This is a genomic window from Pseudomonas nitroreducens (assembly GCF_010994165.1).
GTDB lineage: Bacteria > Pseudomonadota > Gammaproteobacteria > Pseudomonadales > Pseudomonadaceae > Pseudomonas > Pseudomonas nitroreducens.
Map to the genome: position 1 here is coordinate 782,053 of NZ_WMBX01000002.1, position 13,217 is coordinate 795,269.

The window sequence follows — 13,217 nt, forward strand, 5'->3', positions numbered from 1 at the left end:
GCAAGCAGGGGGTCAGGCGCGGCCTTCGGCTTTTTCGAACAGATCGAGCAGGTCGCGCAGCGTGCTCTCCAGATACTCGCCCGCGCGGTAGGCCGGCTTGAGTGCATCGCCACCGGCCACCACTTCCAGCGGCCGTTCGATGAAGCGCCCGACTGGCTGGAAACTGCTATCCAGCACCAGAACGACGGGAATCAGGATACGGTCCAGCGCCATGCGCTCGCGCAGATCGTCCTCGGCGCGGCCCTTGGTGATCACGGCCAGTTCCACGCGCGGTTGCAGGCGCTGCAGATGGTCCATCACGGTGACGTTGATCTGGCAGTCCGGGCACCACATCTCGCCGGCGATCAGCAGGCGGTAATGGCCCTCTATGGCCTGGATGCGGTGCAGGGTTTCGGCGCTGATCGAACCGGGCTCGGCCAGCTGCTGCTGGACCTTGCGGACGCCAGCGATCTCGGCGGGCAGGCCGTGGGCGACGAAGGCGTCGAAGCCCTCGCCGATGGCGAACAGTTCCTCATAGGAGGCCATGGGGATTTCCTTGAAACGGGTGATGGGCTCATCCCAGCAGAAATCCCCGTGGCCGGCAATCCGTCCGTCAGGCTTTCGCGGCCTGCGCCTTGGCTGCCGCCAGGTAGGGTGCCAGGCGCCGGCCCATTTCCTCGCCCAGGGCCTGCAGGCCGCTGAGCGGGCGGACCATTACCTCGAACTCGACGATCTTGCCGGCTTCGTCGAAGCGGATCATGTCGATGCCCTTGAGCTCCTTGCCGCTGACGGTAGCGCTGAACTCCAGCACGACGTTCAGGCCGTCGCCGGTGGCGAGTTCGCGGTGGTAGGTGAAGTCCTCGAACACCTGCAGCACGGTGTTGAGGATGGTCGAGACCACCGGGGCGCCGGGGTAGGGCGTGTGCGCCATGGGCGAGCGGAACACCGCGTTGGGCGCCAGCAGTTGCGGCAGGTTGGACAGGTTCTTGGCAGCCACCATCTGGTGCCAGCTGGCCAGGGAAGCGGCGGCCTGGGGATGCAGGTTCAGTGCGGTCACGGGAATACCTCCTGAGGGTTCTTGTTGTTCACTCAGGACGATACGGCCGGGTTGGCGAGTCGCTCAATGATCGGAAATGACAGAAGACTGATCCTGGCGTACAGCCCATCAGTGCGTGGCCGGGTTGATCAGGTAGCTCATCAACTGCGGATCGTCTCCTGGCTCGACGTTCTGCACCGGGCGCGGCAGGTCGGCGAATACGGCCTTCCAGAAAGCTGCCGCGACCTCGTCCTGTGCGTAGAAACGCACCAGCCAGGGCCCCGGATTGCCCAGCAGCACCTGGTTGGCCAGCGCGCGGCCGATACCGAGGCGGCGGTACTTCTTCAGGACGAACAGGTCCGATAGCTCCAGCGCATCGATGCCGGGCAGCTCGCTGCCTTCCACCAGCAGGAAGCCGGCGATGAAGCCGTCGGCGAGGATCAGGTTGGCGCTCCACTCCGGCTCGCTCCAGTAGCGCGCCAGGTGCTCTTCGTGGATGTAGAAGCGGCCGTCGACCTCGACGTCCTCGTCTTCCCAGTCCGATGACTCGTAGGCGTAGTACTGGTAGAGATTGCGGATCAGGTCCTGGTGCTCGGGGCCGGCCTGCACCAGCTGGATGGAAAGATCGTTCATGGTCGGGAGGCTCGCGGCGAGTCGGAGGAGGGCGCGTGGCCGCCATTGTCGCCCATTCCCATCGCAATGCCAGTGGCCGAGGGGTTTGAAGCTTGCAGTGGCGCGATGCGATGATGCTGTCGCATTTCCCTTCGAGATTCCGCAGTGAGAACCGACAGCCGCCTCTCGCGCATGCTCCACGTGCTGCTGCACATGGCCCGTGACGACCAGCCCATGACCTCCGAGCACATCGCCCGGATGCTCGGCACCAACCCGGCCGTGGTACGGCGGACTATGGGCGGCCTGCGCGAGGCCGGCTACGTGCGCTCGGAGAAGGGCCACGGCGGCGGCTGGACGCTGGACTGCGACCTGGCCCGGGTCACGCTGCTGGACGTCTACCGCGCGGTGGGCAGCGAACGCCTGTTCGCCATGGGTTTCGACAACGCGCACCCGGGCTGCCTGGTGGAAAAGGTGGTCAACGCCGCGCTGCAGGACGCCATGGAGCAGGCCACGGCGATCCTCCTGGAACGCCTGGGCGCCGTGTCGCTGGCCGATCTCGCCGAGCGTTTCAGCACGCTTTACCCGCAGGACCGCTGACCCTCCCTCGATGAACATCGCTCGATACCGAGCGTTGACCCTGTGTGTTCAATCACGATACTTTAAAAGTAACGAAAGAATCCGAACCCACCAGGAACCCTCCCATGATCGACCTCCTGAACTCGCCACTGGCCGGTGCGCTGTGGACCTGCCTGGCGCTGGCCATCGCCGCATCCGCCCTGTCCATGACCGTCACCCAGACCGAACTCTTCGCACCCCTGCGCGCGCTGGCCTGGAAGATCCACCCGCAGGTCGGCCACCTGTTCCAGTGCTTCTACTGCTTCAGCCATTGGGTGGTGATCGCCGGCACCCTGGTCTACCGTCCGGTAGTGATCGCCAGCGGCTGGGCGGCGGTCGACTGGCTGGTGGCGACCTTCTTCACCGTCGCCTTGACCGCTCTGTTCTGCGGCCTGCTGTTCAAGGTGTTCCTCACCGCCATGGCCAAGGCCGTCCGCGAGCGGGAACTGAAAAAGCTGTTCGCCTCCGAATGACGTCGAAAGGACTCGCCGTGAACCACTCCGAACTGATGGCCCCGTTCCACGATCCTGATGCCGCCGCGCGCTATGCGGAAAATCCGCCACGTTTCGTCCCCGGCCTGTTTGACCTGCACCGCATGGCCGCCATCCTGCTGGCCGAGAATGCGCCGCCCGACGGCCACCTGCTGGTGCTCGGCGCGGGCGGCGGCATGGAGCTGCGGGCCTTCGCCGAGGCCCGGCCGTCCTGGCGCTTCACTGGCGTCGACCCTTCCGCCGAGATGCTTGCGGTGGCCGCCCAGATGCTGGGGCCGGATGCTCGCCGGGCCGACCTGCTGCAGGGCTATATCGAGGACGCACCGCCAGGCCCGTTCGACGGTGGCGCCTGCCTGCTGACGCTGCACTTTCTGCCCGAGGCGGAGCGCCTGCGCACGCTGCGCGAGATCCACTCCCGGCTCAAGCTCGGCTCTGCCTTCGTCATGGCGCATCTGTGCGTACCGCAAGGCGCTGGCGAGCGGGCGCGCTGGCTGTCGCGCTATGCCGATTTCGTCGTCAGCTCGGGGATGGAACCGGCCAACGCCCAGCAGGCTCGCAGCGCCGTGGATGCGCACCTGAACATCCTCACTCCCGAGCAGGACGAAGCGCTGCTCTGGGAAGCCGGCTTCAGCCGCATCGAGGCCTTCTACGTCGGTTTCGCCTTCCGCGGCTGGGTCGCGCTCGCCTGAGCGCCCTTGCAAGAGCTGTGTCTGCTAGATTGGCGTCCCGTTTCGCCGGACGCCAGTCGATGCAGATTCCTTCCTCCCACGTCATCCACCAGACCGGGCACTGGCTGCTCAACCACCATCTGGCGTCCGCCCTGCCGGGTTACCTGATGCTCGGTTCGAAGCAGCCGGTGGGCTCCCTGGCCGACCTGCCGGAAGCCGCGCTGGCTGAAATGGGCGGACTGATGGCGAAGGTCCAGCGCATCCTCGAACAGACGCTGCAACCCAAATGGCTGTACATCGGCCGCTTCGGTCACTCGCCAGGCTTCCCGATCCACTTCCATTTCATCCCGGTGTACGCCTGGGTGGAGGAACTGTTCTGGGCCGATGAGCGCTATCGCACGCTGAGCCGGTTCGCCCATATCGAGGATGCCGCCACCCAGGCCGACGGCGCCGAGCTGACCCTGTTCGTCTGGCGCGAGTTCGGCGAGGCACCCGTACCCCCAGCGGTGCAGGGGCCGTCGATCGGGCAGGTGATCGAGTTGCTACGCGGTCGCTTCACTCAGGCCCAGTGATGCGAGCAGCCAGTCATGGAACAGCTGCGCGGCCGGCGACAGTTCTCGATGGCGTAGCGACACCAGGTATTCGCCGCGCTCGGTGACCATGGCCAGGTCGGTCACCCGTTGCATCTCGCCGCTGGCCACCGCTTCGTCGGCCATGAAGCCCCAGGCCAGGCCGATGCCCATGCCCTGCTGCACGGCGCGGTAGGCGAGGGTGAGCTGGTTGAACACCGGGTCGCTTTCCGCCGGCTGGTAATCCTTGCCGAAGTGGCCGAACCAGTCGTGCCAGTCCAGGCAGCTCCAGGCCGAGGTATCCAGTTGCACCAGCGGCGCGGCGGCGAGCTGGTCGAGGTTGATGATGCGCGAAGCGTCGAAATCCGGGCGGGCGACGGGATAGACCACTTCCGGCAGCACGAAGCGGCTGTCCAGCGTGGTCCAGTCGCCTGCGCCGTAGAGGATGCCCAGGTCGAAATCCACCAGGCTGGCTTCGTCCATCTCGTTGATCGCGTGCACATGCACGGCAATGCCGGGATGCGCCTTGTTGAACTCGATCAGCCTGGGGAACAGCCAGAACTGCGCCATCGCGTGGGTCGCCAGTACCGACACGGCGTTGCTCTGATGCACGTTGCGGATGCGTCGCACGCTGTGCTGCAGGCGCTCCAGCAGCATGTCCACGGTGCTCAGCAGCTCCGCGCCGGCAGCGGTGAGGGTGACGCCACGCGGTTTGCGCTCGAACAGCGGCACCTTGAGGCTGCTTTCCAGCGCCCGCATCTGCTTGCTCACTGCGCTCTGCGTGAGGAACAGCTCGGTGGCGGCCTGGGTGAAGCTGCCGCAACGGCCAACGGCCTCGAAGGTGATGAGGGTTTCCAGCGGCGGCAGGGTGCGCAGATATCGGCTGATGACGGGGCTCCAGTGAAAGCGTCTGGCATTCCTCTGGGGAATGCCTCGGTGCGGATTTATCCTTGGTCAGAAGCTAGCACAGCCGCTACCGTGGCGGCACTTTCTAGGCATTCATTGCAGTATCGAGGTCGTTGGAGATGAAACGCGGGGTGGTCTACGCAGGCATGGCAGGCGCAATCTGGGGCGGCGTGATCCTGGCGCCGTCGCTGGTGCCGGAATTCAACCCGCTGCTGATCAGCTCCGTGCGTTTCGCGCTGTATGGCGCCATCTCGTTGCTGATCGCCTTGCCGGTGGCCCTCGGCCTGTTGCGCCGGGTCAGCCGCGAAGACCTTTCGATGCTGGTGCGCCTGTCCCTGGCCGGCAACCTGCTGTACTTCGCGTTGCTCTCGGCGGCGGTGCAGTTCGCCGGAGTGGCGGCGGCCTCGCTGATCAACGGCATCATGCCGCTGGCGATCGCCTACCAGAGCCGTTCGGAACATGATTCGCTGCCGCTGTCGCGGATGAAGCTGCCGCTGGCGCTGGTGGCGCTGGGCATCCTCTGCATCAACCTCGACCCCTCGGCCCTGATGGCGTCCGGCAGTACCTCGGGCGAGCGCATTCTCGGCATTGTCTGCGGCTTCTGCGGCGTAGCCTGCTGGTCCTGGTATGCCAGCGCCAACGCGCGCTACCTGAAGGCCAGCCACTTCAACAGTCATGAATGGTCGACGCTGATCGGCGTGGTGACGGGCGTGATGGCCGTGATACTGGCGGGCGTTGGCGTGCTGATTGCGCCGCAGGCAGTGCCCAGTGGCATTTCCACGGAGCGCTGGATGGCGTTCCTCTGGGTGTCGCTGTTCCTCGCCGTGTTTGGTTCCTGGGTCGCCAATGGCCTGTGGAACGCGGCGACGCGCCGCTTGCCGATGAGCCTGGGCGGGCAGTTGATCGTCTTCGAAACGTTGTTCGCCTGCGCCTATGCCTACATCAACGAGCAGCGCTTGCCCGGTCCGGTGGAAGCGCTGGCAATTGTTCTGCTCACCGTTGGCGTGCTCTGGGCCATCGGCCTGCACCGCGCGCCGGCGCAGGTTCCGGCTCGCGCCGTGGAGTCCTGAGTCAGGCTCTCGGCGCGCCTTCCAGTCGCGGGCTCCAGTCTTCCACCGCGCCGTTCTCCAGGCGCCGCGACAGGGTGCGGCGCCAGTTCGGCGGCAGCGGCAGTTCCAGGCATTCGCGCAGGATATCGGCATCCACGCGCTTGTCGAACAGCACCGCGGAGAGCCGTTGCAGCGACCAGTCGGGATACGGACGCTCGACCACTTCCAGCGTCGCACCGGCGGCCACGGTGCCTTCCTCCAGCACCCGGTAGTACCAGCCGGTACGTCCCGACTCCTGCACCCGCAGGGCCATTTGCATCACGTCGAAGCGGTCGTTGAGCTTCCAGCAGGGCATGCGTCCCTGCGACACCTCCAGTAACGCCGTGCCGGCGCGTATGCGGTCGCCCAGGCAGAGATCGCGTTCGGTCCAGCCGGTGCTGCTGAAGTTCTCGCCGAATGCGCCGGGCTGGCTCAGCAGCGGGTGTTCGCCCAGTTCGGCGGACCAGTCGGCGTAGTGCTCGCGGGGGTAGTGGTGAATGGCCTTTTCCACCCCGCCGTGCACACGCAGATCACCTTGCTCGTCGCTTTCCAGGCCCAGCCTGGTCACCCTCAGTGCCGCCTGGCGCGGCAGCTTGGCAATGGCGCTGCGCGAGCCTGGCCGGGTGAAAGGCACGGCGCGGCCAGTGAGCAGGGCATCGAGGCGGGTGGAGGGCAGGTTCATCGCGGAACTCTCCTGGCGAAGCGAGTGGGTATGGTGTCGATCAAAAACTACATGGACAAAATCGGCCAGATCGGTAGGCTCTGTCAATGTTTCGATTCGATACCAGGATTCATTCCAGTCCGATTCTTCGTCGAGAGATTTCCATGCAGAAGTACCGTCTGATCATTCAGCGCCATGGCCGGTTGCTCGGCCATTTCGATTCCGACCTGCCGTGGGCGAAGGAGGCCGTGAGCAGCATTGCCTGTTGTCTGGGCGAGCTGGGTTATGGCCTGGAACTGCTGGTGGCCGACAGCGAGCGTCGCCTGTTGGAGAGTTCTCCCGAGGGCATCAAGGTGCTGAGCAGCGAGCCGCTGTATCGACCCCTGGCGTTGGACAAGCTGTAGGCCAAGAGCCCGGCAGAGCTGGCCCGTCAGCCCAGCTTCTGCGCCAGTTCGCCGATGAACTGCCGCAGCCACTGGTGGTGCGGCTTGTTGTGCCGGGCAATGTCCCAGACCATGAAGCAGCGGAAGGACGGCACAGGGAAGGGCACCGGGCTCACACTCAGGTCGGCCATCGCCGCGTAGCTTTCGGCAGCGAAGCTGGGGATGGTGGCGATCACGTCGCTGCTCATCAGCGTCGTCAGCGCGCCACTGAAGTGCGTGAAGGAGGCGGTGACGCGCCGTGCGTAGCCTGCCGCTTCGAACATGTCGTCGATGAAGCCGCGCCGGCCGTCGTAGGAGACCCGTACGTGATTCGCGGCGAAGTATTCCTCCAGGGCAATCGGCTCGACCGCCGCACGGTCACGGGAGCGGAACAGGCACGAGTAGGACGACGAAAACAACACCTGCGACGAGTAACTGGTGTTGAAGTCCTTGGGCTCGCTGCAGATCACCAGGTCCATGTCCGGGTCCTGCAGGGACTGCTTCCACAGCGAGCTGTTGCTTTGGTGGAAGGCGAAGCTCACACCCAGGCCTTCCGCGGCTGCGGCATTGACGATGCGCGGGGCGAGGTAGGCCTCGATGTCGTCGGACAGGCCGATATTGAACACGTAGCTGGAGTCGCGCGGCGAGAAATCCGGCTCGGCGCCCAGCACCCCGGAAATAGACGTCAACGCCTCGGCGATCTTCGGTGCCAGCTCCATCGCCTTGCGCGTGGGCTGCATGCCGGAAGCCGTGCGGATGAACAGCTCATCGCCGAAATGCTCGCGCAGCCGGCGCAGGGCCGAGCTCACCGCGCCCTGGGTTACGTGCAGCATGGCCGAGGCGCGGGTGGCGCTGCGCTCGGTCATCAGGCAGTGGAAGGTGAGCAGCAGGTTCAGGTCGATCCGCGCGATATTACGTACGTTAATCCGGCTCATATTTCCTAATCGTTTGCCCTGCGGTCGTGGGGCTTCCTAGTCTGGCGTCCACACAAACATAACAAGGGATGGAGAGTCCTGTGGACGCGATTTCGCAAAGCGTGGGTGCTAGCAGTATCCATACCAGCAAAGGGCAGTCGGATATCCGCAAGCGGGCCATGGCGGTCGGCATCGGCAACTTCATGGAGTGGTTCGACTTCGCCATCTACGGCTACTTCGCCGCCGTGATCGGTATGCTGTTCTTCCCCTCCAGCGCGCCGGGCGTGTCGCTGCTGTCATCGCTGGCAGTGTTCGCCGTCGGCTTTCTTTCACGGCCCTTCGGCGCGCTGATCCTCGGCCCTGTCGGCGACCGCTTCGGCCGCCGCGCGGTGCTGATCATCACCGTCTTCGGCATGGGCGTGTGCACCACCATCATCGGCCTGTTGCCCTCCTATGAGGCAATCGGCATCGCCGCGCCGATCCTGCTGATCGTCATGCGCTTCATCCAGGGCATGATGGTCGGCGGCGAGTGGTCCAGCGCCGGCATCTATATCGTCGAGAGCGCGCCGTCGAACCGCCGCGCCACCGCCGCCAGCGTGATCACCGGCACGGCGGGGCTGGCCTTCCTGTTCGGCACCTTCACCGCGGCGAGCATTTCCTCGGCGCTGGACGATGCGCAACTGGCGGCCTGGGGTTGGCGCCTGCCGTTCGTGGCGTCCATCGTGATGACCGGTATCGCCGTGTTCATCCGTCGCAAACTGGGCGATACGCCGGTCTACGAGGAAATGGTGCGCCAGCGTGATTCGCACCAGGTCCACGCGCCGAGCAAGGCCGTGCGCCGCCGCGCCTTCATCACCACCTTCGCCTTCTCCGCGCTGTTCGGTGTCTCGCTGTACTACTTCATCACCTACGCCAACAACCACCTGGTCAGCACCGTCGGCCTGCCGCGCAGCAGCGCGCTGTGGCTGTGCAGCATCGCGCTGGTGGTCTACGTCATCGTCAACCCGCTGATCGGCCGCCTCAGCGACAGCATCGGCCGGCGCAAGCTGCTGCTCGGCGCGGCTGCCGCGCTGACGGTGCTCGCCTATCCGATCTTCCTGCTGCTCAACACCGGCAACCCGCTGGCGATCCTGGTCGGGCTCACGGTGATGGGCGTGCTGGTGGCGATCACCGCGGTAATGGACGTGGTGTTGCTGGTGGAAGTCTTCCCGGCCTCGATCCGCTCCACCGGGGCTGCGCTGGGCCACAACCTGGCACTGGCGATTCTCGCCGGCCCCGGTCCCTTCATCGCCGCGGCGCTGATCCGCCAGACCGGCGACGCGAATCTGCCTGCGGCTTATCTCGCCGTGGTATCCCTGGTGTGCCTGCTGGTGCTGTGGAAGACCCTGCCGGAAACCCGCGACAACGACATCAACCGCTTCTAGTTCCTTATCACCCGCAGTCAGGAGTCCCCATGACCCGTGTAGCAATCATCCAGGCCGCCGCCGTTCCCTACGAGCCGATGGCCAGCGTCGAGAAGGCCGGCGGCATCCTGCGCCGCGTGGCGGAGCAGGGCGCCAGGCTGGCGGTCTTTCCCGAGGCATACATCGGCGGCTATCCCAAGGGCGCCAGTTTCGGCAGCGTGATCGGCAACCGCAGCGGCGCCGGGCGCGAGTTGTACCAGCGCTACGTCGAAGGCGCCGTGGCGCTGGACGGCCCCGAGCTGGCCGCGCTGGCCGAGTTCGTCGAACAGACCGGCGTGATCACCGTGGTCGGCATCATCGAGCGCTTCGGCCGCACCCTGTATTGCACCGCCGTTACTTTGGTGCCGGGGCGTGGGATCGCCGGCTACCACCGCAAGCTCATGCCGACGGGCCAGGAGCGGCTGGTGTGGGGCTTCGGCGACGGTTCGACGATCGAGCCGGTGAACAGCGAGATCGGCGTGCTGGGCAGCGTCATCTGCTGGGAGAACTACATGCCGGCGCTGCGCCAGGCCATGTTCGCCCAGGGCGTTGAGCTGTATTGCGCGCCGACCGCCGATGATCGGCCGTCCTGGGCCAGTTCCATGCAGCACATTGCCCTTGAGGGGCGGGTGTTCGTGCTCTCCGCGTGCCAGGCCATCCGCCTGGGCGAGTATCCGCAGCAGCACCGCGAGGCGTTCGGCCTGGACTTCAAGGAAGACGATTACGTGATGCGTGGCGGCAGCATGATCGTCAGCCCGCTGGGCGAGGTGCTGGCCGGGCCGGTGTTCGACTGCGAGACGGAGCTCTATGCCGACCTCGACATGGGCCAGCTCAACCAGGGCAACCTCGATTTCGACGTGTGCGGCCACTACGCGCGGCCGGACGTGTTCGAGCTGAAGGTGAATACCGCGCCCTTGCGCCCGGTCACTTTCGAGGGTTGATCGCCAATGCCCGGTGCCATCCGGCACCGGGCTTTCCCTGCCTCAGCGATCCACCCGTTGCTGCAGATGTGCCGGATGGTGCTCGCCGACGCTCTCGATCTGCCGCAGCGCGGCTTCGATGGCAGCCAGGTCGGTGGAGTCCAGTTCCAGCGTTGCCGCGCCGAGGTTTTCCTCCAGGCGATGCCTTGGTGGTGCCGGGAACCGGCACGATCCAGAGATGCCGCGCCAACGGCCAGGCGATGGCGATCTACGCGCGCATCACGAGCAGGAAGGACAGAATTGCCCTGCGAAACGTCTGGAATGGGCTTTACTCAAGGACTTTCAACATGATTGGACGGCGGCACGCCGGGCCATTCATGAGAGTCCTTCATGATTCCAAACGCGTTTCCCCCCTTAAACGATGGCGCGCGTCAACCTACTGCATTTCCACCTGGCCAAGGCGCTGGACAATGGCCTGGCCCGCGAGGAACTGACCCATCACTCACCTGGCTTCCTATTCCGGCGGGCTTTCGACCTCTACCGCAGAGGGCTTCGCCCGCCCAGTGTTTGCCGAGCGCGATGCCGCCTGAGGAGTACTGCATGGAATACCGTTATCTGGGCCGCAGCGCCCTGAAAGTCTCGCCCCTGTGCCTGGGCGCCATGATGTTCGGCGGCGAGACCGACGAGCCGACCTCGCGGCGCATCATCGACAAGGCCCGGGAGCAGGGCGTCAACTTCATCGATACCGCCGACGTCTACCACAAGGGCCGTTCCGAAGAGGTGGTCGGCCGCGCGGTCGCCGCCCGCCGGGATGACTGGGTGATCGCCAGCAAGTTCGGCAATGCCCTGGGCGATGGCCCGAACCAGCGCGGCCAGTCGCGCAAGTGGATCTACCAGTCGGTGGAGGACAGCCTGCGCCGCCTGGGCACCGACTACCTGGACATCCTCTACTTCCATCGCACCGACGTCGCCGCGCCGCTGGAAGAGGGCCTGCGCGCGGTGGGCGAGCTGATCCGCCAGGGCAAGGTGCGCTACTACGGCCTGTCCAACTTCCGCGGCTGGCGCATCGCCGAGGTGGTGCGCCTGACCGACCAGTTGGGGATGGATCGGCCGATCTGCAGCGAGCCGCTGTACAACCTGGTGGACCGCACCGCCGAGGTCGAGCAGCTGCCGGTCGCCGGCCACTTCGGCATCGGCGTGGTGCCCTACAGCCCATTGGCCCGCGGCATACTCACCGGCAAGTACCGGCCCGGCGCCGAACCGCCAGTGGACTCCCGCGTTGGCCGTGGCGATAAACGCATTCACCAGACCGAATGGCGTCCCGAATCCCTGCAGATCGCCCAGCGCATCGCCGAGCACGCGGTGGCCCGCGGTACCACGCCGGCCGCGTTCGCCCTGGCCTGGGTGCTGAACAACCCGTTGGTCAGCTCGATCATCGCCGGCCCGCGTACCGACGCGCACTGGGACGGCTACCTGCCGGCACTGGACCTGCAACTGACCGCCGAAGACGAGGCCCTGGTGGACAGCCTGGTGCCGCCCGGCCACGCCTCCACTCCCGGCTACAGCGATCCTGCCTATCCCGTGGAAGGCCGCTCGGCCCGTTGAATCACCTTGAGGAGCAATGCCGATGAAGACCCTTGGATATGCTGCGCAGAACCCGCAGGACCCGCTCGCTCCCTTTACTTTCGAACGCCGCTCGCTGCGCGACAATGACGTGGCGATGGACGTCCTTTACTGCGGCGTCTGCCACTCCGACCTGCACCAGGCGCGCAACGACTGGGGCTTCAGCCGCTACCCGATGGTGCCGGGCCACGAGATCGTCGGCCGGGTCAGCGCCGTCGGCTCGAAGGTCACCCGCTACCGGGGCGGCGACGCCGTGGCGGTGGGCTGCATGGTGGATTCCTGTCAGGTGTGCGATCAGTGCCGCAAGGGCGAGGAACAGCTGTGCCGCGAAGGCAACACCCAAACCTACAACGACCGTGACCGCGTGACCCGCGAGGCGACCCAGGGCGGCTACTCCAAGCAGCTTGTGGTGCGCGAGGAATTTGTCCTGCGCGTGCCGGACGGCCTGGACCTCAGCAGGGCCGCGCCGTTGCTGTGTGCCGGTATCACCACCTATTCGCCGCTGCGCACCTGGCACGTCGGGCCGGGCAGTCGTGTCGGCGTGGTCGGTCTCGGCGGGCTGGGACACATGGCGGTGAAGCTGGCGGTCGGCCTGGGCGCCAGCGTCACCGTGGTCAGCCGCACCGCGGACAAGCGCCAGGATGCCCTGGAGCTGGGCGCGGATGCGCTGCTGGCGTCCTCCGACGCCGCTGCGATGAAGGCCGCCGCCAACGGCTTCGACCTGATCATCGATACCGTGCCGGTAAAGCATGACCTCAAGCCCTACCTGCCGCTGCTGGACGTGGATGGCACCCTGGTGCTGGTCGGCCAGGTCGGCCCGCTGGACGAGATCAGCACCGTACCGCTGCTGCTCGGCCGGCGGCGCATCGCCGGCTCGCCCATCGGCGGCATTGCCGAAACCCAGGAGATGCTCGATTTCTGCGCCAGGAAGAACATCCTGCCGGAGTGCGAGATGATCCGCATGGACGAGATCAATCAGGCCTACGAGCGCATGGAGCGCTCCGACGTGCGCTACCGCTTCGTCATCGATCTCGCGACGTTGGCCTGAAGCGCCGCGCCGGGCGTTTTCGGTGAGCATGTCGACGGGGAGATAGGCAGGCCGAAACCTCCAGGACGGCGCGTAGAATGTGCGGGCCGCTGTTGAGGGGCAGTTGCCCCTCGACGCGGGCCTTGCCCGTGACCGTCGTTGCTGAATCCCAGGCCGTCAGCCCGCCGTAGGCCGGTAGCCGCAGGTTCAGTCAATCATGCCCGGCGAGCGACGGCACATCGGC

Annotated in this window: 16 protein-coding genes; 10 read left to right on the top strand and 6 right to left on the bottom strand. The window is 66.0% G+C overall.

The window, feature by feature from the left end; genetic code table 11:
* Nucleotides 1-12 precede the first annotated feature (12 nt).
* The 3 genes from GJV37_RS11475 to GJV37_RS11485 form a co-directional block, all read right to left on the bottom strand.
* Complete coding sequence (locus GJV37_RS11475; protein WP_193452491.1) at nucleotides 13-525, bottom strand: thioredoxin family protein; 513 nt, start codon at nucleotides 523-525, stop codon at nucleotides 13-15.
* 67 nt (nucleotides 526-592) lie between these two features.
* Complete coding sequence (locus tag GJV37_RS11480; RefSeq protein ID WP_024765792.1) at nucleotides 593-1,036, bottom strand: nuclear transport factor 2 family protein; 444 nt, start codon at nucleotides 1,034-1,036, stop codon at nucleotides 593-595.
* Between the two features lie 108 nt (nucleotides 1,037-1,144).
* Entirely contained in the window at nucleotides 1,145-1,648 is a 504-nt protein-coding gene (locus GJV37_RS11485) for a GNAT family N-acetyltransferase (RefSeq protein WP_054909242.1), read from the bottom strand.
* Between the two features lie 144 nt (nucleotides 1,649-1,792).
* Between GJV37_RS11485 and GJV37_RS11490 the strand changes: the two genes are divergently transcribed.
* The 4 genes from GJV37_RS11490 (at nucleotide 1,793) to GJV37_RS11505 (ending at nucleotide 3,973) form a co-directional block, all read left to right on the top strand.
* Nucleotides 1,793-2,224: an Rrf2 family transcriptional regulator gene (locus tag GJV37_RS11490; RefSeq protein ID WP_193452492.1), complete on the top strand. Its 432-nt coding sequence runs from the start codon at nucleotides 1,793-1,795 to the stop codon at nucleotides 2,222-2,224.
* Between the two features lie 104 nt (nucleotides 2,225-2,328).
* Nucleotides 2,329-2,715, top strand: a complete 387-nt coding sequence (locus GJV37_RS11495; protein ID WP_024765795.1) for a hypothetical protein — start codon at nucleotides 2,329-2,331, stop codon at nucleotides 2,713-2,715.
* Between the two features lie 17 nt (nucleotides 2,716-2,732).
* Complete coding sequence (locus GJV37_RS11500; protein ID WP_425326835.1) at nucleotides 2,733-3,422, top strand: class I SAM-dependent methyltransferase; 690 nt, start codon at nucleotides 2,733-2,735, stop codon at nucleotides 3,420-3,422.
* Between the two features lie 59 nt (nucleotides 3,423-3,481).
* Entirely contained in the window at nucleotides 3,482-3,973 is a 492-nt protein-coding gene (locus GJV37_RS11505) for an HIT family protein (protein ID WP_037017653.1), read from the top strand.
* Here GJV37_RS11505 and GJV37_RS11510 read toward each other — a convergent pair.
* Nucleotides 3,944-4,858: a LysR substrate-binding domain-containing protein gene (locus GJV37_RS11510; protein ID WP_193452632.1), complete on the bottom strand. Its 915-nt coding sequence runs from the start codon at nucleotides 4,856-4,858 to the stop codon at nucleotides 3,944-3,946. The genes GJV37_RS11505 and GJV37_RS11510 overlap by 30 nt on opposite strands.
* Before the next feature lie 137 nt (nucleotides 4,859-4,995).
* Here GJV37_RS11510 and GJV37_RS11515 point away from each other — a divergent pair, with 137 nt between their 5' ends.
* Nucleotides 4,996-5,946, top strand: coding sequence for a DMT family transporter (locus GJV37_RS11515; RefSeq protein WP_024765798.1), 951 nt, complete (start codon nucleotides 4,996-4,998; stop codon nucleotides 5,944-5,946).
* A 1-nt stretch (nucleotide 5,947) separates the two neighbouring features.
* Here the strand turns inward: GJV37_RS11515 and GJV37_RS11520 are convergent, their stop codons facing one another.
* Complete coding sequence (locus GJV37_RS11520; protein ID WP_084357783.1) at nucleotides 5,948-6,646, bottom strand: MOSC domain-containing protein; 699 nt, start codon at nucleotides 6,644-6,646, stop codon at nucleotides 5,948-5,950.
* Between the two features lie 143 nt (nucleotides 6,647-6,789).
* Between GJV37_RS11520 and GJV37_RS11525 the strand changes: the two genes are divergently transcribed.
* Complete coding sequence (locus GJV37_RS11525; RefSeq protein ID WP_024765800.1) at nucleotides 6,790-7,029, top strand: hypothetical protein; 240 nt, start codon at nucleotides 6,790-6,792, stop codon at nucleotides 7,027-7,029.
* Between the two features lie 26 nt (nucleotides 7,030-7,055).
* Here GJV37_RS11525 and GJV37_RS11530 read toward each other — a convergent pair whose 3' ends face one another.
* Complete coding sequence (locus GJV37_RS11530; protein ID WP_024765801.1) at nucleotides 7,056-7,982, bottom strand: LysR family transcriptional regulator; 927 nt, start codon at nucleotides 7,980-7,982, stop codon at nucleotides 7,056-7,058.
* Between the two features lie 80 nt (nucleotides 7,983-8,062).
* Between GJV37_RS11530 and GJV37_RS11535 the strand changes: the two genes are divergently transcribed.
* The 4 genes from GJV37_RS11535 to GJV37_RS11550 all read left to right on the top strand — a co-directional run bounded on the left by GJV37_RS11535 (nucleotide 8,063) and on the right by GJV37_RS11550 (nucleotide 12,994).
* On the top strand, nucleotides 8,063-9,385 hold the full coding sequence (locus tag GJV37_RS11535) for an MFS transporter (RefSeq protein ID WP_024765802.1): 1,323 nt from the start codon (nucleotides 8,063-8,065) through the stop codon (nucleotides 9,383-9,385).
* Nucleotides 9,386-9,414: 29 nt separating this feature from the next.
* The gene (locus tag GJV37_RS11540) at nucleotides 9,415-10,344 is read left to right on the top strand and encodes a carbon-nitrogen hydrolase family protein (protein ID WP_084357784.1); all 930 of its coding nucleotides are present in this window, start codon (nucleotides 9,415-9,417) and stop codon (nucleotides 10,342-10,344) included.
* Nucleotides 10,345-10,923: 579 nt separating this feature from the next.
* Entirely contained in the window at nucleotides 10,924-11,928 is a 1,005-nt protein-coding gene (locus GJV37_RS11545) for an aldo/keto reductase (protein ID WP_193452493.1), read from the top strand.
* A gap of 22 nt (nucleotides 11,929-11,950) precedes the next feature.
* On the top strand, nucleotides 11,951-12,994 hold the full coding sequence (locus GJV37_RS11550; RefSeq protein ID WP_193452494.1) for an NAD(P)-dependent alcohol dehydrogenase: 1,044 nt from the start codon (nucleotides 11,951-11,953) through the stop codon (nucleotides 12,992-12,994).
* The last annotated feature ends 223 nt before the right edge of the window (nucleotides 12,995-13,217 follow it).

Excerpts from the sequence above, each read along its gene's own strand:
- GJV37_RS11475 (WP_193452491.1), bottom strand. The coding sequence starts at position 525 with ATGGCCTCCTATGAGGAACTGTTCGCCATCGGCGAGGGCTTCGACGCC.
- GJV37_RS11485 (WP_054909242.1), bottom strand. The coding sequence starts at position 1,648 with ATGAACGATCTTTCCATCCAGCTGGTGCAGGCCGGCCCCGAGCACCAG.
- GJV37_RS11495 (WP_024765795.1), top strand. The coding sequence starts at position 2,329 with ATGATCGACCTCCTGAACTCGCCACTGGCCGGTGCGCTGTGGACCTGC.
- GJV37_RS11505 (WP_037017653.1), top strand. The coding sequence starts at position 3,482 with ATGCAGATTCCTTCCTCCCACGTCATCCACCAGACCGGGCACTGGCTG.
- GJV37_RS11515 (WP_024765798.1), top strand. The coding sequence starts at position 4,996 with ATGAAACGCGGGGTGGTCTACGCAGGCATGGCAGGCGCAATCTGGGGC.
- GJV37_RS11520 (WP_084357783.1), bottom strand. The coding sequence starts at position 6,646 with ATGAACCTGCCCTCCACCCGCCTCGATGCCCTGCTCACTGGCCGCGCC.
- GJV37_RS11525 (WP_024765800.1), top strand. The coding sequence starts at position 6,790 with ATGCAGAAGTACCGTCTGATCATTCAGCGCCATGGCCGGTTGCTCGGC.
- GJV37_RS11530 (WP_024765801.1), bottom strand. The coding sequence starts at position 7,982 with ATGAGCCGGATTAACGTACGTAATATCGCGCGGATCGACCTGAACCTG.
- GJV37_RS11540 (WP_084357784.1), top strand. The coding sequence starts at position 9,415 with ATGACCCGTGTAGCAATCATCCAGGCCGCCGCCGTTCCCTACGAGCCG.
- GJV37_RS11545 (WP_193452493.1), top strand. The coding sequence starts at position 10,924 with ATGGAATACCGTTATCTGGGCCGCAGCGCCCTGAAAGTCTCGCCCCTG.
- GJV37_RS11550 (WP_193452494.1), top strand. The coding sequence starts at position 11,951 with ATGAAGACCCTTGGATATGCTGCGCAGAACCCGCAGGACCCGCTCGCT.